At 65.2% G+C, this 23,929-nt stretch carries 21 protein-coding genes, 1 tRNA gene and 1 pseudogene; 12 read left to right on the top strand and 11 right to left on the bottom strand.

The window, feature by feature from the left end; all coding sequences use genetic code 11:
• Positions 1 to 14: 14 nt before the first annotated feature.
• From AB7F11_RS08435 to AB7F11_RS08420, 4 genes are read right to left on the bottom strand one after another with little or no spacing between them, the layout of a single operon-like run.
• Complete coding sequence (locus AB7F11_RS08435) at positions 15 to 812, bottom strand: enoyl-CoA hydratase-related protein (protein ID WP_428290007.1); 798 nt, start codon at positions 810 to 812, stop codon at positions 15 to 17.
• A gap of 15 nt (positions 813 to 827) precedes the next feature.
• Positions 828 to 1,598, bottom strand: coding sequence for an SDR family oxidoreductase (locus AB7F11_RS08430; RefSeq protein WP_428290006.1), 771 nt, complete (start codon positions 1,596 to 1,598; stop codon positions 828 to 830).
• A gap of 51 nt (positions 1,599 to 1,649) precedes the next feature.
• Entirely contained in the window at positions 1,650 to 2,855 is a 1,206-nt protein-coding gene (locus AB7F11_RS08425; RefSeq protein ID WP_428290005.1) for an acetyl-CoA acetyltransferase, read from the bottom strand.
• A 14-nt stretch (positions 2,856 to 2,869) separates the two neighbouring features.
• Positions 2,870 to 4,312 carry a 3-oxoacyl-[acyl-carrier-protein] synthase III C-terminal domain-containing protein gene (locus tag AB7F11_RS08420; protein WP_428290004.1) on the bottom strand — a complete coding sequence of 481 codons (1,443 nt, stop codon included), beginning with the start codon at positions 4,310 to 4,312 and terminating at the stop codon, positions 2,870 to 2,872.
• A 141-nt stretch (positions 4,313 to 4,453) separates the two neighbouring features.
• On the opposite strand from AB7F11_RS08420, the pseudogene AB7F11_RS08415 reads away from it, so the two are divergent.
• The 10 genes and pseudogenes from AB7F11_RS08415 to AB7F11_RS08370 form a co-directional block, all read left to right on the top strand.
• A pseudogene (locus AB7F11_RS08415) lies at positions 4,454 to 6,463 on the top strand (acetoacetate--CoA ligase); the annotation flags it as partial.
• A 5-nt stretch (positions 6,464 to 6,468) separates the two neighbouring features.
• On the top strand, positions 6,469 to 7,374 hold the full coding sequence (locus tag AB7F11_RS08410; RefSeq protein ID WP_428290023.1) for an SDR family NAD(P)-dependent oxidoreductase: 906 nt from the start codon (positions 6,469 to 6,471) through the stop codon (positions 7,372 to 7,374).
• Between the two features lie 115 nt (positions 7,375 to 7,489).
• Positions 7,490 to 7,972, top strand: a complete 483-nt coding sequence (locus tag AB7F11_RS08405; RefSeq protein ID WP_428290003.1) for a MarR family winged helix-turn-helix transcriptional regulator — start codon at positions 7,490 to 7,492, stop codon at positions 7,970 to 7,972.
• Between the two features lie 72 nt (positions 7,973 to 8,044).
• Positions 8,045 to 9,691 carry an AMP-binding protein gene (locus tag AB7F11_RS08400; RefSeq protein ID WP_428299923.1) on the top strand — a complete coding sequence of 549 codons (1,647 nt, stop codon included), beginning with the start codon at positions 8,045 to 8,047 and terminating at the stop codon, positions 9,689 to 9,691.
• 136 nt (positions 9,692 to 9,827) lie between these two features.
• A complete protein-coding gene (locus AB7F11_RS08395) occupies positions 9,828 to 10,652 on the top strand; it encodes an ABC transporter ATP-binding protein (protein ID WP_428290001.1) in 825 nt (274 codons plus the stop codon).
• 5 nt (positions 10,653 to 10,657) lie between these two features.
• The gene (locus tag AB7F11_RS08390; protein WP_428290000.1) at positions 10,658 to 11,530 is read left to right on the top strand and encodes a branched-chain amino acid ABC transporter permease; all 873 of its coding nucleotides are present in this window, start codon (positions 10,658 to 10,660) and stop codon (positions 11,528 to 11,530) included.
• A gap of 1 nt (position 11,531) precedes the next feature.
• Complete coding sequence (locus tag AB7F11_RS08385; RefSeq protein ID WP_428289999.1) at positions 11,532 to 12,572, top strand: branched-chain amino acid ABC transporter permease; 1,041 nt, start codon at positions 11,532 to 11,534, stop codon at positions 12,570 to 12,572.
• Between the two features lie 35 nt (positions 12,573 to 12,607).
• A complete protein-coding gene (locus AB7F11_RS08380) occupies positions 12,608 to 13,810 on the top strand; it encodes an ABC transporter substrate-binding protein (protein ID WP_428289998.1) in 1,203 nt (400 codons plus the stop codon).
• Positions 13,807 to 14,616, top strand: a complete 810-nt coding sequence (locus AB7F11_RS08375) for an ABC transporter ATP-binding protein (protein ID WP_428289997.1) — start codon at positions 13,807 to 13,809, stop codon at positions 14,614 to 14,616. The genes AB7F11_RS08380 and AB7F11_RS08375 overlap by 4 nt, the downstream gene beginning before the upstream one ends.
• Before the next feature lie 9 nt (positions 14,617 to 14,625).
• Positions 14,626 to 16,452 (top strand): AMP-dependent synthetase/ligase, encoded by a 1,827-nt coding sequence (locus tag AB7F11_RS08370; protein ID WP_428289996.1) that lies wholly within the window; start codon positions 14,626 to 14,628, stop codon positions 16,450 to 16,452.
• Here the strand turns inward: AB7F11_RS08370 and AB7F11_RS08365 are convergent.
• The 6 genes from AB7F11_RS08365 to AB7F11_RS08340 all read right to left on the bottom strand — a co-directional run bounded on the left by AB7F11_RS08365 (position 16,443) and on the right by AB7F11_RS08340 (position 22,078).
• Complete coding sequence (locus tag AB7F11_RS08365; protein ID WP_428289995.1) at positions 16,443 to 16,934, bottom strand: hypothetical protein; 492 nt, start codon at positions 16,932 to 16,934, stop codon at positions 16,443 to 16,445. The genes AB7F11_RS08370 and AB7F11_RS08365 overlap by 10 nt on opposite strands.
• Positions 16,931 to 17,968: a phosphotransferase family protein gene (locus tag AB7F11_RS08360; RefSeq protein ID WP_428289994.1), complete on the bottom strand. Its 1,038-nt coding sequence runs from the start codon at positions 17,966 to 17,968 to the stop codon at positions 16,931 to 16,933. Before AB7F11_RS08360 ends, AB7F11_RS08365 begins: the two co-directional genes overlap by 4 nt.
• Positions 17,969 to 17,984: 16 nt before the next feature.
• Positions 17,985 to 18,863, bottom strand: coding sequence for an SDR family oxidoreductase (locus AB7F11_RS08355; RefSeq protein WP_428289993.1), 879 nt, complete (start codon positions 18,861 to 18,863; stop codon positions 17,985 to 17,987).
• A gap of 32 nt (positions 18,864 to 18,895) precedes the next feature.
• Entirely contained in the window at positions 18,896 to 20,044 is a 1,149-nt protein-coding gene (locus tag AB7F11_RS08350) for an acyl-CoA dehydrogenase family protein (RefSeq protein WP_428289992.1), read from the bottom strand.
• Positions 20,045 to 20,172: 128 nt separating this feature from the next.
• A complete protein-coding gene (locus AB7F11_RS08345; RefSeq protein WP_428289991.1) occupies positions 20,173 to 20,958 on the bottom strand; it encodes an enoyl-CoA hydratase/isomerase family protein in 786 nt (261 codons plus the stop codon).
• Between the two features lie 4 nt (positions 20,959 to 20,962).
• Complete coding sequence (locus AB7F11_RS08340; RefSeq protein ID WP_428289990.1) at positions 20,963 to 22,078, bottom strand: hypothetical protein; 1,116 nt, start codon at positions 22,076 to 22,078, stop codon at positions 20,963 to 20,965.
• A 110-nt stretch (positions 22,079 to 22,188) separates the two neighbouring features.
• Between AB7F11_RS08340 and AB7F11_RS08335 the strand changes: the two genes are divergently transcribed.
• Positions 22,189 to 22,983: an enoyl-CoA hydratase/isomerase family protein gene (locus AB7F11_RS08335; protein WP_428289989.1), complete on the top strand. Its 795-nt coding sequence runs from the start codon at positions 22,189 to 22,191 to the stop codon at positions 22,981 to 22,983.
• Between the two features lies 1 nt (position 22,984).
• On the top strand, positions 22,985 to 23,755 hold the full coding sequence (locus tag AB7F11_RS08330) for an enoyl-CoA hydratase (RefSeq protein WP_428289988.1): 771 nt from the start codon (positions 22,985 to 22,987) through the stop codon (positions 23,753 to 23,755).
• Between the two features lie 17 nt (positions 23,756 to 23,772).
• On the opposite strand, the gene AB7F11_RS08325 is transcribed toward AB7F11_RS08330, so the two are convergent.
• Positions 23,773 to 23,846, bottom strand: a tRNA-Cys gene (locus AB7F11_RS08325).
• Positions 23,847 to 23,929 lie beyond the last annotated feature (83 nt).

The following is a 23,929-nucleotide window of genomic DNA, read 5'->3' as shown; positions in this document are numbered from 1 at the left end:
CCTTCGACGAAGCCTCAGCTCGCGTATTTCTTGAAGTCGGGTTTGCGGCGCTCGTTGAAAGCGCGAACGCCTTCCTTCGACTCCTCGGTCTGGTAGTAGTGCTTGACGGTCTGGATGCCCAGGAAGCTGATGCCGCGGATGTGCTCGGTGTCGGCCGCGAAGGAGCGCTTGACGATGGTCAGCGCCGTCGGGCTCATTTCGTTGATCTCCTTGCACCACTGCGCCACTTCGGCGTCGAGCTGGTCGTGCGGCACCACCTTGTTCACCAGGCCCATCTTCTCGGCCTCGACGGCGCTGTACTTTCGACACAGGAACCAGATCTCGCGCGCCTTCTTCTCGCCGACGATGCGGGCGAGGTAGGCCGTGCCCCAGCCCGGATCGGCCGAGCCGACCTTGGGGCCGACCTGGCCAAAGGTGGCCTTCTCGCTGGCGATCGTGAGGTCGCAGATGGTGGCAAACACGTTGCCACCGCCAATGGCAAAGCCCTGTACCTTGGCGATGGAGACCTTGCGCAGGTCGCGCAGCGCAGTCTGCATTTCCTCGATGGGCATGCCCACGGTGCCGCGCGGCCCATACAGCCCGTCTTCGCTGAGGTGCACCTTCTGGTCGCCCCCGGTGCAGAAGGCCTTGTCGCCCGCGCCACTGAGCACCATGACGTTGGCGCTCTTCTCTTCATCGGCGCGGCGCAGCGCGTCGATGAGCTCTTCCAGCGTCTGGTTGCGAAAGGCGTTGTAGACGTCCGGGCGGTTGATGGTGATGTGAACGACACCGTCGCGCACGTCGTAGAGGATGTCTTTATAGGTCTTGCTCATCGTTGTCTCCAGTTCTTATCCGTGCATCGAAAGACCACCCGAGACGCTGATGGTCTGGCCGGTCATGAAAGCGGCGTCGTCGCTCGCCAGAAAGGCCACCAGGCCGGGGTAGTCGTCGGGCACGCCAATGCGGCCCAGCGGCACGCCGCGCACCATCGAGTCGCGGATTTTCTGGCCCTGCTCGCCGGTGCCCACGAAGGCGTCCATGGCGGGCGTGTCGGTGGGACCAGGGCACACGGTGTTGATGGTCACGTTGCTGCGCGCCACTTCGCGCGCCAGCGCCTTGGAGAATGCAATGGTGGCTCCCTTGCAGCCTGAGTACACCACTTCGCCGGTGGAGCCCACGCGCCCGGCATCGGAGGCAATGTTGACAATACGACCGCTCTTGCGCGCGGCCATGCCCTGGGCCACGGCGTGCGTCATGTGAAGTGGACCGAACCAGTTGATGGCGGTGACCTTCTTCCAGAAAGTCTCATCGGTCTTCAGGAAAGGCATGGGGGTGTCCCAGCCGGCGTTGTTGACCAGAATGTCGGTGCCGGCACCGGCCTGTCCCTCGAAGCTGGCCACGGCAGCCGTGACCGCGGCGTAGTCCGTGATGTCGCAGGTGACGGCCACCGCCTTGCCACCAGCGGCGGTGATGGCGCTCACCGTTTCAGCGGCACCGCCGGGGTTGATGTCGAACACACCCACGGTGACGCCCTCGGCTCCCAGCCGCTGGGCGATGGCTCGCCCGATGCCGCTGCCCGCACCGGTCACGATCGCGGTCTTTCCCTTCAGTCCTCGCATGAACAGTCTCCTGATTGAAATATGAAAACAGTAGCGAACCGCTGACGGCGATCAAGCGCCGTGGCGGCCCACGATCGACACGGAACACACATTCTGATGGGGATGGCCGCCCAGGTTCTGGGCCAGGCCCAGATCCACCCTGTCGAGCTGCCGATCCCCAGCGCGGCCCAGCAGCTGCAGATAGATCTCGTAGACCATGCGCAAACCCGAGGCGCCGATGGGGTGCCCAAAGCACTTGAGGCCGCCATCAGGCTGAACCGGCAGGCGACCATCACGGTCGAAGGCGCCATCGAGAATGTCGTGGACCACCCGGCCGGGCTCGCTGAAGCCCAGGTCTTCCATCAGCACCGCCTCGGTGATGGAGAAACAGTCGTGCACTTCGGCCATGTGAATCTGTGTGCGCGGGTCGCTCACACCGGCCCCCGCGTAGGCGCGGGCGGCGGCGCGCCGCGCCGTGGCGATGCTGGCACCGTCCCATTGCTGGAACGACGCCTCTTCGCCGTTGCTCACCGACACGTCCAGCGCCTTGATGGTCACCAGTTCCTGGCCAGGCTTCAACGCGCGCGCAATCTCGGGCGTGGTGACAATCGCGCAGGCCGCGCCGTCGCTCACGCCGCAGCAGTCGTACAGGCCCAGCGGCGCGGCAATGGTGGCAGCTCGCAGCACATCGTCTTCAGTGATGCGGTTGCGCAGGTGGGCCTTGGGATTGCGCGAGCCATTGTCGTGGCTCTTGACGGACACGTGCGCCATGGCCCGTTTGAGATCACGCGGGTCCACGCCGTGTTTGGCCGCGTAGGCCGACGCCAGTTGGGCGAATGCACCTGGGGCGGTGCTGTTGGGCAGCCAGAGATCGTTGTTCACGCCGCGCGTGCGCACCGGCAGGCCGCCGTAGCCGGTGTCCTTGAGTTTCTCCACACCCAGGGCCAGCACGATGTCGTAGGCACCGGAGGCCACGGCATAGGCGGCACCGCGCAAGGCTTCGCTGCCGGTGGCGCAGGCGTTTTCCACCCGCGTCACGGCAATGCCGGGCAGTCGCAAGGCCTGCGCCAGCGGCCCGGCGGTCTTGCCCACGTTGTTCTCTTCCAGGCACACGCCCAGCCACGCCGCTTCGATCTGCTTCACGCCGACGCCGGCATCGGCGACGGCTTCGTTGAAGGCCTCCAGCACCAGGTCTTCAGGGCTGCTGTCCCAGCGCTCCCCAAACTTCGAACACCCCATGCCGATGATGGCAACCTTGTCCCGAATTCCACTGGCCACGATGATCTCCCTGCTCAGGCGGCGGCACGCACTGGCGTGGCCTTCCAGAAATAGCGGCGAAAGCCCCGCTTGCTGTCGTATTCCTTGATGCGGAACACCATGCGCACGGCCAGTCCGGGCTTGAGTTCGTCCTGGTCGGTGTCGGTGAACTCCATCAGAACGCGTCCGCCCTCGTCGAAGTCGATGTGCCCGAACTGGAAGGGCGGATGCGGCGTGTAGGCCAGAAAGTCGCTGGTGTGCGAGAGCACGCGCGCCGGTGCATCGGCCAGGCTCACCGGTTCCTGGCTGTCCTGCGCGTTGCAGGCCGGGTTGACGCAGACCCGGGAGGCGGGGAACTGCACTGTGCCGCACTGTTTGCAACGCCCGCCCATGAACCGCTCCACCCGCTCATGGTCCCGCCACGCAGCGGTGAGCGCGGTCTTGTTGTCCATCTCCGCGCGCATGCCCCATTCCAGTTCGAGCTGCTGGGTGAACGCGAGGTACTTGAGGTAGCTGGTCTCGGGTTTGCCCGCGTCGGGTACCGCGCCCGGGCAGGGCTGCGCGGTGCGCCGCAGCAGCAGCACATCGCAACCGCCACCGAAGGCCACCAGCGCGATCAGTTCGCCGGCTTCGGCGCGGCGCAGCACCGCGTCGAGCATGGCCAGGGGCTGCGCACACCCGAGGTCCCCCACGGTGTCTGCCAGCGTGGGTGCCACGGCTTCGGGGCGCACACCCACACGCTTGGCCACCGCTTCGTTCACCCGCGCCATCACGGCGGGCATCACGAAATGGTCCACCGCGGTGGCCTCGATGCCATGGCGATGCAAGGCTTCGCGGATCGCGCCGGCCGCGATCTTCAGGTAGCCCTCTTCACGCACCCAGCGTTCTTCCCAACCGTAGTCGTAGCGCTCACCGCTTTGCCGGAAGTGGTCCACAAAGTCGGCATGAACCGTGTGCGAGCCGACCAGCGTGGCAATGACCGCACCCTGCCCCACGGAAACGGCGGCCGCCCCGTCGCCACACACCATCTCCAGCCCACTGGCGGGCCGCTGCACGCGGCGTTCGGCCGCCACGATCCAGCGTGGCGCCGCGCCCGCCACCGGCGTGTTCAGGGCGGCCAGCAACTCGGTGGTCGCCGCGCGCGCGCTGGAGGTGACGTCGCGCACCTGCGCTTCATCCTGAATGCCCAGCGCACTGGCCACGATGCCAGCGTTGATGCGTTCGGCAAACGGCAACGAGGTGGACGCCAGCGTCAGCGCAGATGCGCCCTGCACACCGCCAGCGCCACCCCGAACGGCTTCGACGGCCATCGTGACCACGTCTTCATCCCAGTTGGCCATGGACCGCTGTCCTCTGGCCAGCGACTTAAGGCCAGGGGCCATCCAGCGGTGCTGCGCATAGATCTCGGTGCGCTCAAGCCGAAGCCGGGGCACGTAGCGGCCGGTGGCGAGCAGGCCGTGCTCTTGTAGGGTGCTCATGTTCCGTTGTAATCTTGATATGCATTAAGAACTTTGCTACACCACATGATACACTAGTGAACAACAAAATCGACCGGCGTTTCCATGGCTTGATCGCTAGGGTTTTCCCGATGGAAGGCTGGATGGCAGAGCACCGATTCCGGAGACAACATGAAGGCGAATTCGCAGCGGTTTCGCGACTGGGTGAATGCCCGGCATGGCCTTGCCCTGGGCAGCTACGACGCGCTGTGGCGCTGGTCGGTGGCCGATGTGGGCGCGTTCTGGCAAGCAGTTTGGGACTACTTTGAACTGTTCTCGCCCACCCCGGCGCCAGCCCCCTTGCCCTCGCCCGCGATGCCGGGCGCCCGCTGGTTCCCGGGCGCGCAACTCAACTACAGTTCGCAGGTGTTTCGTCACAGTGCGGCGGCGCGGGCGGCACATGCCCCCGCCATCGTGTTTCGCAACGAGCGGCTGCAACGCGAGGCTCGCTCGATGGAGATTGGCTGGGACGAGCTGGCCGGCCAGGCGCTGGCGTTGGCCGGCGCGCTGCAAGCCATGGGCGTGCAGCGGGGTGACCGCGTGGCGGCCTACCTGCCCAACGTTCCCCAGGCGGTGGTGGGCCTGCTGGCCTGCGCCTCGCTGGGTGCGATCTGGAGCCTGTGCGCCCCCGACATGGGCGTGGCAACCGTGCGCGACCGGTTCCGCCAGATCGAGCCCAAGGTGCTGATCGGATGCGATGGCACCGTGTACGGCGGCAAAGCGGTGGATCGCCAGGGCTTGCTGGAAGAGTTGCTGGCGGAGTTGCCGACCGTGGAGCACCTGGTGCTGGTGCCCTACCTTGCGCAGGCCGGGGCCACGGTGACTGCCACGAATCCCGCCAGTTGGCCTGGCCACCGCCACGTGTGGGACGAATGCCTGCGCCACGCGCCGTTGGAACACATCGAACCCGTGCCGTTCGAGCACCCGCTCTGGATCGTCTACAGCAGCGGCACGACCGGCATGCCCAAGCCCATCGTGCATGGCCACGGCGGCGTGGTGCTGGAGATGCTCAAGCTGCACCATCTGCACCTCAACCTGGACCCCAGTGCAGAGACCGGTGACCGCTTTCACTGGTACAGCAGCTCGGGCTGGGTGATGTGGAACCTGCAGGTGTCGGCGCTGCTGCTGGGCACCACGGTCTGCCTGTACGACGGTCACCCCTCTCTGCCGGAAACTGACACCCTCTGGCGCTTCGCTTCCGACACCGGCGCCACCTTCGTCGGTGCTGGCGCGGCCTACTACACGGCCTGCATGAAGAACGGCCTGCATCCTGGCGAGTTGCCCGGCATCGGCGCGTTGCGGGGCCTCGGGTCGACTGGCTCGCCTTTGCCCGCCGAGGCCTACCGCTGGGGGCAGGAGGTGGTGCGTGACGACATCTGGTGGGCGGTGATTTCGGGTGGCACCGATCTGGCCAGCGCCTTCCTGGCCGGCACGCCCGAATTGCCCACCGTGCCCGGCGAGATGCAGGCGCGCGCCCTGGGCGCCGACATCCAGGCCTGGGACGATCAAGGCCGGCCGGTGTGGGACGACGTGGGCGAGATGGTCTGCCTGCAGCCCATGCCGTCGATGCCGCTGATGTTCTGGGGCGACGCGGGGCACCGCCGCTACACCGACAGCTACTTCGATCTGTATCCCGGTGTCTGGCGGCACGGCGACTGGTTGCGCATCACGCCCAGCGGCGGCGCAGTGGTGTACGGACGCAGCGATGCCACGCTCAATCGCCATGGTCACCGCATGGGCACCAGCGAGCTCTACCGCGCCGTGGAAGCGCTGCCCGAGGTGCTCGACAGCCTGGTGGTGGACATCGAGTACCTGGGCCAGCCGAGCTACATGCCGCTGTTCGTCACCCTGCGCGAGGGCGCTTCGCTCGACGAGGCCCTGCGCGCCCGCATCCGACAGGCGATCCGCGAAGGCCTCTCGCCGCGCTTCGTGCCCGACGACATCCTGCAAGTCCCCGAGATCCCGCGCACCCTGACAGGGAAGAAGCAGGAACTGCCGATCAAGAAACTGCTTCTGGGCCGCAAGCTGGCCGAGGTCGTCAACAAGGACGCCTGCGCCAACCCCGTCGCCTTCGACTGGTTCGAACGCTTCGCTGCGGCACGCCAGCCCGAGCATCAAAAGGAAACTTCATGAAGAAACTGCTGGAAGGAAAAGTGGCGCTGGTCACCGGGGGCGGTCGCGGCGTGGGCCGTGGCATCGCGCTGGCCATGGCGGAGGCTGGCGCCAGCGTTGTCGTCAACGACCTGGGTGCCACGCTGGATGGCAAGCCGGAGACCGGGCAACCTGCCGCCGAAGTGGTCGCGGCCATCGAGTCCATGGGCGGAAAAGCCGTGGCCGATGGAGGTTCGGTGTCGGACTGGAACCAGGCGCAGCGCATGGTGAAAACCGCTGTGGACACCTTCGGCCGAATCGACATCGTCGTCAACAACGCGGGCATCCTGCGCGACGTGATGTTCCACCGCATGTCAGAGCCCGAGTTCGACCAGGTGATTGCCGTACACCTCAAGGGCAGCTTCAATGTGAGCCGGGCGGCAGCACCATTCTTCAAGGAACAGGCCGGCGGAGCCTTTGTACACATGACGTCCACTGCCGGCCTGATCGGCAACTTCGGACAGGCCAACTACAGTGCCGCCAAGCTCGGCATCGCCGCCCTCTCCAAGTCCATCGCGCTGGACATGCAGAAATTCGGCGTGCGCTCCAATGCGGTGGCGCCTTTCGCCTGGACGCGCATGATCGACTCGATTCCCGCCGAAACACCGGAACAGCAGCGCCGCGTCGAGGGCCTGAAAAAGCTGGAGCCGGAAAAGGTGGCACCGTTCGTGGTGGCCCTGTGCGCCGACGAAGCCCGCCAGGTGAGCGGGCAGATCTTTGGTGTGCGCAACAACGAGATTTTCCTGTTCAGCCAGCCCCGCCCCATCCGCAGCGCCCACCGCAGCGAGGGCTGGACACCGCAATCCGTGCTGGACACCGCCATCCCGATGCTCAGCGCCGACTTCTTCTCGCTGGATCGTTCGGGCGACATCTTCACCTGGGACCCGGTATGAGCGCAGCGCCGGGCCGCTCCCAAGCAAGCTCGCACCGCAGCCCAAAGGGCGAAGGTTCTTCGGAGAGCGCTGCGCCCTAGAATGTACGCTTCCTTACTTTATGGCTGAGCTCCTCATGACTCAGACGACCGACATGTCCGTTCCAGCGACCACCACCGACTGGGAGTTGCGTCTTGGCTTCCTGATCCACGACGTCTCCCGACTGCGCCGCAGTGCCTTCGACCGTTGCCTCAAGCCCTTGAACGTGACCCGCTCCCAATGGTGGGTGCTGGCCTACCTCTCGCGAGAAGACGGCATGACGCAGTCGCAGCTGGCCGTAGAGCTGGACCTGGGCAAGGTGGCCATTGGCGGCCTGATCGACCGGCTGGAGAAATCCGGCCTGGTGAGGCGCCAGGCGGACGCCACCGATCGGCGGGTCAACCGCGTTTTCCTGGAGCCGCAGAGCAAGCAGCTCATTGCGAAGATGCGCAAGGTCAGCCACCGCATGAACGAGCGCATCCTCAACGGTCTGGGCGAGGCGGAGCTGGAAGCGACCGCGCTGACCCTGGACATCATGAAACACAACCTGCTCGACTACCTCAACAACGCCGAGCCCTGACCTTCCCCTGGCGGGCGGGACGACCATCGCAAGCGCATGGTGTGGGCAAAGGCCAATCCAGGAACAAGGCCCATGGAGACCGTGCAGTACAACCTGGAAAACCGAGGCAAGGCCATGCGCGCCGCCGGCCTCTGGATCGACAAGACGATGGACGATTTCCTGGGCACGCACCTCGCGACGTTCCCGGACAAGGAGGCGGTCGTCGGCTACCGAGTGGACCGCGACCAGCCATTTCGCCTCACTTACCGCCAACTGGCCGACCGCGTGAACCGTGCGGCAGCCGCACTGCACCGCATGGACGTGCGCCGTGGAGATGTGGTTTCCGTGCAGTTGCCCAACTGGTGGGAGTTCGCGGTGCTCGCGCTGGCTTGCGGGCGCGTGGGCGCAGCACTCAATCCCCTGATGCCGATCTTTCGCGAGCGCGAACTCGGCTACATGCTGGAGGCTGCACAGAGCAAGGTGTTGGTGGTGCCACGAAACTACCGAGGGTTTGACCACGAGCGCATGGCGCGTGACCTGCAGGCCCGCCTGCCCACCCTGCGCCACACCGTGGTCGTCGATGGCGAAGGACCCGATGGCTTCGAAGCCCTCCTGCAGGCGGGCGCACCCACGAGAGGCATCGTCGTGCCCGAGGGCGCTTCGCCGCTGGCCCCCGATGACCTCGCGGGCCTGATGTTCACCTCGGGCACGACGGGTTCGCCAAAAGGCGTGATGCACAGCAGCAATACCCTGATGGCGTGCATGAGCGCCCTGAGCGAGCGCTTCGGCGTCGGTGCGGACGATGTGTACCTGGCCTCCACACCGGTGGGGCACACGACCGGCCACGTCGCGGTGGTGCTCATCGGCCTGCGACAAGGCGGAACCGTGGTCATGCAAGACCTGTGGGAAGGCCGCAAGGGCGTGGCCATCATGCGCGAGGAGAAGGTCACCTACTTCGCAGGCTCCACGCCATTTCTCAATGACGTGTGCGATGCCGTCGCCCAGGGGCAACCCGGGCCCACCGCCCTGCGCTTCTTTCTCTGCGGCGGAGCACCGATTCCGACCGTGCTGGTGGAGAAGGCGCGAGACGCGGTCGGCATCACCGTGTGTTCGCTCTGGGGCATGACCGAAGTGCTCTCGGGCACGCTCACCGAACCTCAGCGCGCGGCCGAGAAATCGGCCGCGACCGATGGCCGGCCGCTCGAAGGCATGGAGATTCGCATCACCGACGACGACGGGCGGGCGGTACCGCGCGGGCAGCCGGGGCGCCTCAAGGTCCGGGGCGCCCAGATGTTCCTGGGCTACCTCCACCGACCCGACATCGTGGCCTTCGACGACCAGGGCTGGTTCGATTCCGGCGACCTCGCGTGGGAAGACGACGAAGGCTATATCCGCATCTGCGGCCGCACCAAGGACGTGCTCATCCGGGGCGGCGAAAACGTCCCGGTGGTGGAGATCGAAGGGTTGCTGCTCAAGCATCCGGCGGTGCTGTCGGCCGCGATCGTCGGCTACCCCGATGCCCGCCTCGGTGAACGCGCCTGCGCCTTCGTGGTGCTGCGCGCCGGACAGACGTTCAGCCTGAGCGATGTGCAGGCGCACATGCTGCAGTGCAAGGTGGCCAGGCAGTACTGGCCGGAGCGGCTCGAAGTGCTCGACAGCCTGCCCGCCACTCCCACGGGCAAGGTGCAGAAATTCAAGCTCAAGGAGCAGGCCAGGGCCTTCGCTGACGTGCGGGCCTGAGGTGCGTTCAGGGTAAATACCGATGACCCTCATGCATATCGTACGGTAGTGTATATACCCGTAGCGCACCTTCACATTGCGCAACTTCACGAACCCATATGAACGCGGCCCGCGGGCCCGACGAGGACAGCGCCTGATGCATGCGATCGCCAGCCCGGCAGCCCCCGCTTCCAAGGGACGAGAAAGTCCAGGGCTATCTCTTTCGGTCAACGATGTGGCTCTGCGATTCGGCGGCATTCACGCACTGCGGAACGTGTCTTTCTCCGCCGAACCCGGCCAGATCACCGCCTTGATCGGCCCGAACGGCGCCGGCAAGACCAGCGTGTTCAACACCATCTCAGGCTTCTACCCGCCCACCAGCGGCACGGTGTCGCTGGGTGGCCAGGACATCACGCGCACCCCGGTGAACGCACGCGCCGGCATGGGCCTGGCGCGCACATTCCAGAACATTGCGCTGTTCCATGGCCTGAGTGTGCTGGAGAACATCAAGCTCGGCGGCCACCACACCATGTCCACCGGCGTGCTGTCCGCCCTGACCTACTCCCGCGCGGCGCGCGAACAGGAACTCAAGTTGCGCGAGGAAGTCGAGCGCAAGGTGATCGACTTCCTGCAGATCGACCACATCCGGCACCAGTCGGTGGATGTGTTGCCGTATGGCCTGCAAAAGCGCGTGGAACTCGCACGCGCCCTGGCCATGCGACCGCGCGTGCTTCTGCTCGACGAACCGGTCGCCGGCATGAACCGCGAGGAAACCGAAGACATGGCGCGATTCATCCTGGATGTGCAGGAGGAATGGGGCGTGACGGTGCTGCTGGTGGAGCACGACATGGGCATGGTGATGGACATCTCCAACCATGTGGTGGTGCTCAACTTCGGCGAGGTGATCGCCTCCGGTACACCGGCCGAGGTGCGAAGCCATCCCCAGGTCATCGAAGCCTACCTCGGCGCGGACAGCGCGTAACCACCATGATCGAATTCATCGAATACAGCATCCTGGGCCTGCTCAGCGGCGGCGTGATGGCCCTCATCGCGCTGAGCTTCGTGCTGGTCTACAAGGGCACGGGCGTGGTGAACTTCGCGGTGGGCGAGGTCATGATGCTCGGCGCCTACATCTACTACGCCTGTGCCGTCACCTTCGAGCTGCCGCCCATCGTGTCCTTCGTGATTTCAATGGCGGTGATCTCCATGTTTGCGATCCTGGTGGAACGCGCCGTGCTGCGCCCGCTCTCGGGCCAACCCGGCGTCTCGGTGATGATGGCCACGATCGGCATGGCCGCCATCATCCATGGTGGCGTGGAGGCGGTGTGGGGCGGCGACACCTACTCGCCTCCCAGCCTGCTCCCACGCACGCCCCTGTTCATTGGCGACATCCTGATTCCAGGCACGGTGCTGGGCAACTTTGCGGTGGCCTCGGTGCTCATCACCGCGTTCCTGCTGTTCTTCCGCTACTCGCGCACCGGCGTGGCACTGCGCGCCACCGCCAGCGACCCGGTGACCGCAGCCACGCTGGGCATCAACATCAACTTCGCGTCGCGCCTCACCTGGATGCTCGCCGGCTCGGTGGGCACGGTGGCAGGCGTCCTCATCTCCAGTTCCGCCGGCCTGTCACCGGCGCTGGCCGCAGCGGCACTGGGTGTCTTCGCCGCCATCATCCTGGGAGGCATGGACAGTGTGCTTGGCGCCATCGTCGCCAGCCTGGTGATCGGCCTGGCCGAGTCGCTGACAGCGGGCTACCTGGGCGGGAAGGCGCGGGACATCGTTCCGTACGTGGTGGTGCTGCTGATCCTGATCGTTCGGCCCTACGGCATCTTCGGTACCCGCACCATCGAAAGGCTGTGAAGTGAGAACGGGCGTCTTTTTCGAAACCTTCCAGGCCGAAGAACGGTTGTGGAACTCGCCAGCCTCGCGCTGGTGGATGGCCGCGTTTGCCGTCTCGCTCTTCACGCTGCCTTGGTGGGGCTCCAACTACGTGCTGGCCATCGCCTGCATCATCGGCATCCACGTCATCGCCACCTTCGGGCTGAACCTGACCACGGGCAACACCGGCCTGATCTCGCTCAGCCATGGTGCCTTTCTCGGCGTGGGCTGCTACACGGTGGCCTACCTGGGCAAACTGGGCGTGCCCTTCTACATCACCCTGCCCATTGCGGGCTGCATCGCCGCCGGGCTGGGTGTGATCGTGGGCCTGCCCAGCTTGCGGGTCAAGGGCATCTACCTGGCCATTGCCACCCTCGCCGCGCATTTCATCCTGTCCTTCGTGTTCCGCGAATGGACGCCGGTGACCGGCGGCATCCAGGGCACCAGCATTCCCAAGGCGGAGCTTTTCGGCTACCAGCTCACCGGCGACCGCGACCACTTCTACCTCATCTTCGGCGTCGCGTTCGTCATGGGCATCATGGCGCGCAACCTGGGCCGCACCTATATCGGACGGGCCTTCATCGCGGTGCGCGATCGCGACATCTCGGCCGAGATCCTGGGTGTGAACCTGCTCAAGACCAAGCTGCTGGCCTTCGCCATCGGCGCCTTCTACGCTGGCGTGGCGGGCGGCGTTCTGGGCTATTTCTATGGCGCCATCACACCCGAATATTTCACGCTCACGCTGTCCATCTTCTACCTCGCCGCCGTCATCGTGGGAGGCCTGGGCAGCGTGCTGGGCAGCATCTTCGGTGCGGTGTTCATGGCCTTCGTGCCCGAAGCGCTGCGGCTGGTGGCCAACATTGGCGCGCAGTGGTATCCCGGTCTGGCGGGGGTCGTGCTGCCCATGGGCCAGGTGGTCTTCGGGCTGCTGATCATCGTCTTCCTGGTGTTCGAGCCCCACGGCATCACCGCCATCTGGCGCCGAACCAAACGCTTGTTCCACCTGTGGCCCTTCAAGACCTGAGGCCATTTTTTCTCAACCACCACAAGGAGACTCTCATGAATGGACTCAATCGCCGACAGGTCGTGCAAGGCATGGGTGCCGCCGCCCTCAGCCCCATCCTCGCCCACCATGCCTCTGGCCTCGCCCAGCAGGGTGACATCGTCATCGGCGCGGCACAGCCCGTCACCGGCGTGTTTGCGTTCGCCGGCACCCAGATGCACTACGGCATGAACGACTACGTGGCATGGCGCAACGAAAAAGGCGGCGTTCAGGGGCGAAAGCTGCGCTACGTGATGGAGGACAGTGGCTTCAAGGTAGACCAGGGGGTGGCCATCTTCAAGAAGATCATGGCTTCGGACAAACCCAACTTCTTCTACTGCGACGGCACGCCGCTGGTGAAAGCCATCACCCGCGATGCGGTGGACTCCAAGCACGTGATGACCTCCTCCACCTCGCTGGCAGCGGCGGTGGCCGATGCGGTGAACACACCGCAGAACTTCGTGCCAGGACCTACCTACAGCCGCCTGCACGAGGTGCTGATGGAGCACGTGAACAAGACCTGGAAGGGTGCGGAGAAGCCGCGCATCGCCTACGTCTACACCGAAGCCGAGTTCGGCATCGACGGGATTCCTGCGGCCAAGGCGCGTGCGGCGAAGCTGGGCCTGCCCATCGTTGCCGAGGTGATCACCAAACCTGGTGGCGTGGGCGTGGACGTGTCCACCGAAGTTGCCAAGCTGCGCCGCGCGCGCCCCAACATCGTCGTCTTCCAGGGCTACATCAATTCGCCCATGCCGGAGTTCGCCCGCCAGATGAAGGAGGCGGCCATGGACGTGGAGATCTACGGAACGGCCTGGGGACTGGACAAACCCGCGTTCGATGGCCTGGCCGCCGTGGGTGAGAACCTGACCGGCGTGAGCCCCTACGCAACAGGTGACGAAGACGTGCCCATGATCCGCGAGATCCGCGCCTACCTGAACAAGGCGCGCCCCGGCACCGCCCACATCTCCCCGTTCTACATCTCTGCGTGGTTCAGCGGCATGGTGTTCGCCGAAATCGCCGACCGCTGCCTCAAGGACAAAAAGGCCCTGACGCTGGACAACATGAAGGCTGCGATGGAGTCGATCAAGGGCTGGGACACGGGCGGCCTGATCGGCCTGCCGGTGGATCTGAGCGCCCATGAAACGCAGATTGGCCGAGTCATCCGCTACAACCCGGCCAAGAAGGCCATGGAGCCCGCAGGGGAGTGGATCAAGGCATGACGGATGCGGCACTGGCCATCGAAAACATCGAGGTGGTCTACAACCACAGCGTGCAGGCGCTGCGCGGCCTCTCGATCGAGGTGCCCGACGGCAAGATCGTGGCCTTGCTGGGCTCCAACGGAGCCGGCAAGAGCACGACGCTGAAAGCCGCCTCGGGCATCCTGCCGTTCGAGAAAGGGCATCTGGCCGCTGGCCAGATCCGCTTCTACGGCAAGAACATTGATGGCCATGCCGCACATTCACTGGCCCGCCAGGGCCTGGCCCACGTGCGCGAAGGGCGCCACATCTTCGCCGACCTCACCGTGGAAGAAAACCTGATCGCCGCGGGCAACGCGCTCACCGGTCGGGTCAAAGGGCCGCTGGACATCGACCTGGTGTTCACCTACTTCCCTCGCCTGGCCGAGCGGCGCAAACAGGTGGCGGGCTACCTCTCGGGTGGCGAGCAGCAGATGCTGGCCATCGGGCGGGCCATCATCGGTCGCCCCCGTCTCATCCTGCTCGACGAACCGTCGCTCGGGCTCGCGCCCCTGGTGGTGAAGGACATCTTCGAGATCATCGCCCGCATCAACCGCGAGCAGAACGTCGCCATCCTCGTGGTGGAACAAAACGCCCACGTGGCCCTGCGGGTCGCCCACTACGGCTACATCATGGAAAACGGCCGCATCGTCATCAACGGGCCGACCGAGAAGCTGGTGAACGACCCGGACGTGCAGCGCTTCTACCTCGGTGGCGGCGACCATGGCGAAACCCACATGAGTTTTCGCGACGTCAAGCATTACAAGCGGCGCAAACGCTGGCTTTCCTGATCAAGCAACATGACCGCTCAAGAACCCGTTCTCGCCGATATGCCCTTGCCGCAGCAACTGCGCTACTGGGCACGAACGCGACCCGACGACACCGCCCTGCGCCAGAAAACCTTTGGTGTCTGGCAAGCCATTTCCTGGTCCGAGTACGAACGCCAGTCGCGCTGGTTCGGCCTCGGCCTGCTCCAGCTGGGTCTGCAACGCGGGCAATGCCTGGCGGTGCTGGGTGAGAACTGCAAAGAGTGGGTCTACGCCGAACTGGGCGCTGCCATGGTGGGCGCCATCACGGCCGGCGTTTACCCCACCTCGCCGGCGCCCGAGGTGGAGTACCTGCTGGCACTGGCGGAAGCGCCCATCGTCGTCTGCGAAGACCAGGAGCAACTCGACAAGGTGCTGGGCATCCGTCACAAGCTCCCTCACCTGCGTTCGATCGTCGTGATCGACCCGCGCGGGCTGCGTCACTACGACCGCACGGGCCTGCACGAATTCGCGGAAGTCTCGGAACTGGGTCGCCAGTATGAACAGCAACAGGCCCAGGCCGCAGCCCGCGCCCTCGAAGGCCCGCTGCTGGACGACATCGCATTGATGGTGTTCACCTCTGGCTCCACAGGGCGGCCCAAGGCGGCCATGATGTCCTGGCGAGGCCTGGGGGTGGCGGCGCGTGGGCTCAACAGCGTGCTCAAGTGCTCCGAGCAAAGCTCCCTGGTGTCCTACCTCCCGCTCTGCCATGTGGCGGAGCAGATGTTTTCCATCCACATTCCCGTGGCCACTGGCGCCGTGGTCAATTTCGCTGAAAGCCTGCGCACCATCCAGGAAGACCTGCGCGAACTCTCCCCAAAGATCTTCTTTGGCGTGCCCCGCATCTGGGAAAAATTCCACTCTTCCATCCAGAGCAAGATGCGCGAAGCAGGCGCGTTCAGGCATGGGGTGTACCGGCTGGCCATGCGCGACCTCTCCGACATGGGCCAGAGACCGCGATCGGCGTGGAACCTGGTGGAGAAAATTCGCTGGGGCCTCTGGTACGTGGTGGTTTTGCGCGCACTGCTCAACTTCATCGGCCTGCGCCGGTGCGAGGTGGCCATTTCTTCAGGCGCCCCCATCGCCCCCGAGATCCTGAAGTTCTTCCGCATCCTGGGCCTGCCGATCCGCGAGGCCTATGGCCTGACCGAAGCCTCCGGCGCCACGACGATGCAACCGTCGGACCTGTCGCCCGTGGGCACCGTGGGCGTTCCCTACCCCGGCATCGAGGTGCAGCTCGCGGAAGACGGCGAGATCCTCATCCGGGGCGATGTGGTGTTCCGTGGCTACTACAAGAACGACGCCGCGACGCAGGAAGCCATCGACGCCGAAGGCTGGTTGCACACCGGCGACGTGGCACGCTGGGAAGATGGCCCGGCGGGCCGCGAACTTCGCATCATCGACCGCAAGAAAGACATCATGATCACGGCTGGTGGCAAGAACATCACGCCCTCCGAGATCGAAAATGCCATGAAGTGCTCACCCTACGTCAAGGAAGCCATCGCGGTGGCCGATCGTCGCCGCTTCGTCGCGGCCCTGATCCAGATCGACTTCGAAAATGTGAGCAAGTGGGCCACCGAGCAAGGCCTGATCTTCACCAACTTCCGCAGCCTGGTCGAGAACCCGACCGTGCAGGACCTGGTGCAGAAGGAGGTGGACGCGGCCAATGCACAGATGCCCCAGGTGCAGCATGTGCGCAAGTTCCACCTGTTCGTGAAAGAACTTGACCACGACGATGGCGAAGTGACCGCCACCATGAAGGTCAAGCGCAAGAGCATCTACGAGAAGTATGCCGACGTGATCGAGGCGATCTACGCCTGATTCTCTCGCCCGCTGGACATCTCGGCGAAGAGCGGGCGCGGCGAGTACTTCAGCTCGATCTCGATCTCGGTGCGCATCGCCTGGCGCAGGGCTCGCTCGATCTCCTGCGCCGCGTCAGACGAAAGACGATCCCGGTGATCGGCCACCCAGGCCATGACCTCACCCACCTGGCGATTGCCTTCGTCGCGCTGCGCCAGCAGTTCGGCTGCCGATACCGGCGCGGGGGCCTGGCGCTGCGGTGGCAACGGGGCACCCGCCACTCCCTGCAGGTGGCTGCGCGCCTGATCGAGGGCCGCGCACTGGGCCTGAATCTGCAAGGTGAGCCACTCGGGCGACCAGTCGGCGCGCACCTTGAACGTGTTGAGCAGGTTGATCACACCAAACACCTGACCACGGGCAAACTCGTCCTCCAGGCGCTCCAGCACTTCGCCTCGGAGCGTGGAGCACATGCCGTCGATCAACCGGGCAAAAGAGTTGTTCATGGCTGGGCCTCTATGGTCTTTTCCAATTGCCGCAGGCAGGTGCCGATCTGGCTGCCCATGGCGGGCATGCGCATGTCGTTGAATCGGCCTTCCTCGAAACAGCGAGCGGCGGCCATGTGGGTGGCCGCCAGCTTGAGCAGCGAGAACGCGCGGTAGTAGCGCACCGAGGCCATCGACACTTCAAAGCCCACCTTCTCGCTGTAGCGTTCGTAGAACCATTCGGGTTCGCAAAGCCTGCTGATGAATTTGCTGCCACCCATGTACATCGGCAGACTGGCCCAGCCCAGGTCTTCGTGCGGATCGCCCAGATGAACCAGCTCCCAGTCCAGGATGGCGGTGATGTGGCCGTCTCGCTCCAGGAAATTGCCGGTGCGGTAGTCGCCGTGCACGATGGACACACGCGGCGCGGTGGGACAGTTGTCCTTGAGCCAGCGCACGGCCCAATCGGCTGCCGGGTAGGGGCGCATGGCCCAGCGTGCGATGCGCGCTTCCCAGTCGGCCACGGTGCGCAGGGCGGCGTTCGCGGTGTCGATGCCCTCGCCCATGGCGGCAATGGGCTTGTCGCGCCAGTCCACGCGGTGCAGCGCGGCAAGCGCGTCAATGAACTGTGCGCCCAGCGAGCGGCGGTAGGTTTCGTCCAGTGGGGGGGTGTTGGCGGGCACCCACGGCACCACCGCGTCGCCCAGCATGCGTTCACCAAAAAGAAATGGCGCGCCGAAAACGCCCGCTTCATCTCCCGCCCAGTAGGCCTTGGGCACTGGCACGGCACTGCCTTCGAGCGAGCGCATGGCCAGCCACTCGGGCATGGCGCTGTAGGGCGCGAACAGGCCGTAGTCGGGGCCCAGCCGCAAGATGAGTTCGTGCGTCTGCGGATACCCCCGCAGGCCGCTCACGGGCACAAGATAGGTTCGCCAGGAAAACCCGACCGCGAAACGCTTGAGCGTTCCGATGGCAACAGGCGCTCCCACCTGGCTCTGGAGGTAGCTGGCGATGCGCTCGCGCAGGAGCTCATCGTTGTGCAAGGGATCGTTCATCTGCCGGGTCCCGCGCTCAGGCGCGTGGACCTTCTCCACGCAGGAGCTCAGGCGTTTCGGTGCGGTGGAAGCCGTTGAACGGCTGCTCGCGCCGCGCCGGCTGGAGCTTCCAGGTGCCTCGCGCATTGGGCGTTCCGCCGTCCACGCGCAGGCATGATCCCGTGATGTAAGCCGCCGCAGGTGACAGCAGAAAGACGATGGCGGCGGAGATTTCCGATTCGGTGCCAAAGCGTTGCAAGGGGACCGTGGGCGGAAACTCCAGAATCTTGGCCTTCGCCTCGGGCGCGTAGGTGTCGAAACCGCTGGAGGCAATGCCGCCGGGCGCCACCGCATTCACCCGCACGCCGCTGGCGCCCCATTCGCACGCGGCGGTCTCGGTGAGCGTGAGCATGCCGCCGCGCGACGCCGCCGAGTGCGCGAAGTCGGGCCAGCCGTTCCAGATGTCCGCAATGATGTTCACCACCGCGCCGCCGTTCTCGGCCATCCAGCGGTTGTAGGCCTCGCGCATGAAAATGAAGCCGCCGGTGAGGTTGTTTCGCACCACGGCCTCGAAACCCTTGGTCGAGATCGTGTGCATGGGCGCACGGTATTGCCCCCCCGCGTTGTTGACCAGGCCGTCAATGCGGCCCTGCCCGGACAACACGGCGTCAATGGTGGCACAGACCTGGGCCTCCTCGCGGATGTCACACACGTGTGTGCTTACGCGGCCGCCGTCGGCAAGGATCTCGGCGCGCACCTTCTGAAGCTTTTCTTCGTTGCGGCCGACGATGGCCACATGCGCACCCAGCGCAGAGAGTTCGTGCGCGGTGCATCGGCCCAGGCCGCTGCCGCCCCCGGTGACGATGATCACCTGGCCATCGAACAGGCCAGGACGAAAGACGGATTGGTAGGCCATGGCGTTTCCTCGTTGCGTGACTCGAAATGCGTTCAGTACTGAACGGCGACCTTGCCGATCTTCTCGCGCGCGATGATGAGTTTCATGATGCCGGCGGTGCCGTCACCGATCTCCAGGCCCATCACATCGCGCAAGCGCTGCTGATGCGGGGTTTCCTTGGTCCAGCCGTAGTGACCCATGGTCAGCAGGCACTGGTGGATGATGTCGAACGCGTGGCGAGGCCCCATCCACTTGCACATCGCGGCCTCGGCTGTGTGGGGCTGGCCGGCGTCTCGCAACGCCAGGGTGTGCAGGCACAGCTGGCGGATCGCGGCGATCTGGGACTCGCCCTCGGAGAGCGGGAAAGACACGCCCTGGAACTGACCGATCGGGCGGCCAAATGCCTCGCGCTCCCGGGCATAGGCCCACGCCTCGTCCAGCGATGCCTGCGCGGCACCGCAGCACTGCAGCCCTATCAGGGCACGGCTGTAGTCGAAGCCCTGCATCACCTGCGTGAAACCCTTGCCTTCATCGCCCAGGCGGTGGCTCTCTGGCACGCGCACGTCGTCAAAGAACACCGAGCCGCGGCCCACGATGATGCTGCCGACATCGTCAAAGTGCGTGGCCGACAGGCCCGGCGTACCGGCAGGAATGAAAAAGGCCGAAACGCCGCGCGCGCCGTCCTCCGGTTTGCCGGTGCGCGCAAAGACGAGGTACGCATCGGCACGGTCGGCAAACGTGATGGAGGTTTTTTCTCCACTGATCACATAGCCGTCACCGTCGCGCCGGGCTTTGAGTTGCAGGTTGCTCGCGTCCGAGCCCCCGCGCGGCTCGGTCAGGCAGATCGCCACGATGGCCTCACCACGGGTCATGCGCGGCACCCACTCTTCGACCACCGCCGGCTGCGCATGCCGGATCAGGATGGCCGCGTTGAGTGAAATGCCCACCGGCACCGCACTGATGTTGAAGTCGCCATAGGCCAGCGCTTCCGCCACCAGGCCGGTGGTCACGCTGTCCACACCCAGGCCGCCGTAGCGCTCTGGCAGATCCATGCCCAGGAAGCCCAGCGCACCCATTTCGGCAATCAGGGCGCGGTCCAGCACCCCCTCGCGTTCGCGCTGCTGGTAGTGAGGCAGCAAGCGCTCACGGGAAAAGCGCTGGGCGGTCTCCAGCAAGGCGCGCTGATCCTCGGTCAAAACCATTGAAATGCTCCAACTGGGGTGAGATGGGAATCCGGGCGGCCTTGCACCGCCAGAAATGCGTACATTGCCATATCTTACGCTAGCGTACCACGTACGCCATCCGTAGTTCCCCTGAGTGCGAGTCGGCCTCAGCCCGGGCGCTTGCGCGATTTCATGGCCTGAGCCGCAGCGGCGAGCTTTCCTGTCGTCCGAGTCAGTATCTGGGTACGGTTTTCCAGCTCCAGCGCCGCCTGCAGGCTGGATGCCTCGAGATTCGTCCACATGCCCCGCTTGGTCATCCAGACAGCGAAGTCGTCGTGCACCGCGATCTCCCGCCCAAGGCCGCGGGCGACCTCCAACAATGCATCGGGTGGTGCAACCTGGCTCACCAGCCCGATGCGTTCAGCCTCCTCGGCGTTCACCATGCGCCCCGTGAGCATGATCTCGTTGGCGCGCGACACCCCCACGCAACGTGGCAGCAGGTAGCTCACGCCAATGTCGCAACCCGACATGCCCACCTTGATGAAAGCCGCGTTGAAGCTTGCGGCGGTCGACGCGATGCGCAGGTCGGCGCCCAAGGCGAGCCCGAGCCCGGCGCCGTTCGCTGGTCCGTTCACCGCGGCAATCACCGGCTGGCGCAACTCACGCAGGCGCAGGAGGACGCTGGCGAAGAGTTCCTGCCGGGCCATCCAGGCCTGTGTCTCGCCGTTTTCGATGCCCGGCGCGCTGTCGGCAAGCGAAAGGTCAAAGCCCGCGCAGAAGCCGCGCCCCTCGCCGGTGAGCAACAGCACTCGACAGGCCCGCTCCCTCACCAGCCCTGACAAGACCGCATGCAACTCATGCACGGTGTCGTCGTCCAGCGCGTTCAGGCAATGCGGCCGACTCAGGCGCAACACCCAGACGCCGTCCTCGTGGGGTTCCAGCTTCACTGTCATGGCGTCAGATCGCCGGGTGCTTCTGCACCGACTCGTAAAGTGCATAGCCTTGACCGACGCCGTATTCGACGATGCCATAACCCACGTCGTCGCCGTCGCGCACTTCGATGACCTGGTCGGCCAGGGTGCGCACCTTGCGGCGGGTCGCAGGGTCGTTCAGGTTCCACACTTCGTGCTCGGCGTACAGCTTGCCTTTCGCGTCTCCATGGAACCAGCCGTCAAGCCCGCCATACAGGCCGCCCTTGAGAAAATACTTCGCCGGCAGCGTGCGCACTTCGAGGGTCTTTTGACGGCCATCGGCAAACACCAGGTCCAGGCGCGCGCGGTCCAGCGACTGGCCGTGAGGGTCGTCGTGCCAGATCATGTGGTGCGACACATCGACCAGTTGGTTGCGGCTGCTGGCGCGCGTCCCCAGGGGAAACACTTCCTCGCCCGACAGGTAGATCTTGTTGCCGGGCGCACGTTCCTTGAAGAAAACATGCAGGCCCCGGTCCTTGAATTGCACGGTGGTCCAGGCGTAGAGAAAGGCCGGGTAGAACGTCAGCGGGGGAGAGGTCTCGTCGCTGCGCATCTCGGATCGCACGCCCCATGAATGGTCGCGCTGGCCGTACCAGCGATCGGGGTCGATCTCGATGCGCCGGCCGTCGAACTCCAGCCATCCGCTGTAGCGGCCCAGTTGCTGGGCGCGCGCCATGTTCTCGGTAATGCGTCCGTCTCGGCGGCGCAAGTGCGGCGTTTCCTCATGCGCGTTCATGGAGGCTAGGAACTCGATGTCAAACCGCAGCCCGGACTCGTTGGCGTCCAGCACCAGGCGGTGCCGCTTCAAACCCTCGATGACGACGATCTTCAACGGTCCGACGGTGGTGGCCAGCGGATCCGGCCGCAACTGGCGCGAGACGCGAAAGTTCCACTGGCGCCCCGCCACGGCCACGCCAGCGAACGCATCCATCACGTTTCGGTTGGGGTGGTAACCCAGGCCGATGTCGAAGATGATGTCCAGCGAGTCGATGGGGTGCCCGGTGTACCAGAGCCGCTCCATCCAGGCAGGATCGCTGTTGTCGATCTGGTCGAATGTGGTGGGCAACTGGTGCCCGATCAGGTCGTCCTGTCCGGTCAGCATTCGGGTCTCCGTCGTCTCGTCAATTTTATTGCGTTAGTGTACGATAATTTACCATACCAGATAGCCATCGAGCACTTCACTTCATTCCATCAGAACGACAGGAGACCACCATGACATCCAGCACCGCCGTAAAAGTGGCAATCTCCGCCGACGGCCTGGCCACGCTCAGCCTGACCCAGCCAGACCGGGGCAATCCCTTTGACGGCAATTTCATCAGAGAGACCAAGGACGCGATCCTCCATCTCTGGGAAGCGCCGCATCTGCGGGCGGTGCTGCTGCGCGCTGAAGGCGCCAACTTCAGCTTCGGCGGCGACCTCAAGACTTTCGGACCCCAACTCGACCAGCTGCCCACGCTCGTGCGCGGCTGGACCGCCGATCTGCACATGGGCCTGCAGCGGCTCTGGCAGTTGCCCGTACCCATCGTGGCCGAGGTTCAGGGCTGGGCCATGGGCGGCGGCGTCGCGCTGCTGGCCGGTGCAGACATCGTGATCGTTGGCAAGTCCGCGCGCATCGGTTCGGCTTTCGCGCACATCGGATTCAGCTGCGACTCGGGCAGCACCGTGACCTTGAGCGCCCGCATGGGCATGGCCCGCGCCAGGCGCTTCGTGATGCTGGGCGAAGTGTTGAGCAGCCAGCAAGCCCTGGACGCAGGTCTCGTGGACATGGTGGTGGAAGACGCCGACCTCACGCGCGAGGCGCTGGTCACCGCGCAGCGGCTGGCGCAGGGCCCCACGCGGGCCTACGGCGAGATCAAACGCCTCTTCCTGCGCGCAAGTGCCATTCCCATGGAGGCGATGCTGGAGGACGAAGCCTTGACGCTGGCGCGCATCTCGGCCACCGAAGACGCCAGGGAAGGCATTCGCGCGCAGCTTGAAAAACGCAAGCCCGTGTTCCAGGGCCGCTGAGATGAGCGAAGAAGCCTGTGTCACCGTCGAGCGCTCGCCGGAGGGCTGGGCCGTGCTCACCTTGAACCGTCCTGAACGGCTCAACACCCTGTCGATCCAGCTGCGCCAGGCTCTGGAGCGCGAGGTGGCGGCACTGGAGCAGGATCCGGCCATCCATGTGCTCATCCTGACCGCCGCGGGCAAGATGTTCACGGCTGGACTCGATCTGAACGAATGGCACAGTGCCGCAGCCGCCCCCGCAGCAGCGGCCTATCGCCACGACGCAGTGGCGGCCCTGCTCCAGTTTCGTGGGCCGGTGATTGCCGCCGTCAATGGCCCGGCGATCACGGGCGGGCTTGAAGTGGTGCTGGCGTGCGACCTGATCATCGCCTCCGAGCGCGCACGGTTCGCCGACACACATGTGCGCGTGGGCCTGTTGCCCGGCTGGGGCGGCTCGGTGCGGCTGTTGAGTCGAGTCGGGATTGCCAAGGCCAAGGAGCTTGCGCTCACCGCACGCATGTTCAGTGCCGAAGAAGCCCAGCACCTGGGCCTGGTCAACCACGTCGTCCCGCACGAAGACTTGCTGCCTTTCGCACAAGCCATGGCGCGTGACATGCTCCAGGCCGACCCCCAAAGCCTCAAGGCCTACAAGGCGCTGCTGGACGAAGAATCGCTGCTGCCAGTGGCCCAGGCCCTGGCACTGGAGCGCGCACGAAGCATGGCCATCAACAGCCCGCAGCCCCTGGAAGAGATCCGCGCCCGCCTGGATCGGCTGACCGGCAACAAAAAATAAAGACGGGGGAGGGAATCTGGAGGCGCGATCCGGAGTCGAACCGGACTAACCGGATTTGCAATCCGGGGCATAACCGCTTTGCTATCGCGCCATCAGGATCGGCACGTGGAGCGCCGAACTGAAACTCTGACAAAAAAGGGAAGCAGAGCTTCCCTTTTTGAATCTGGAGCGGGA

This window comes from Hydrogenophaga sp. (genome assembly GCF_050250835.1).
Classification (GTDB): Bacteria; Pseudomonadota; Gammaproteobacteria; order Burkholderiales; family Burkholderiaceae_C; genus Hydrogenophaga.
Note: the sequence above shows the minus strand (reverse complement) of the source record. Positions and strands in the feature narration are given on the sequence as shown.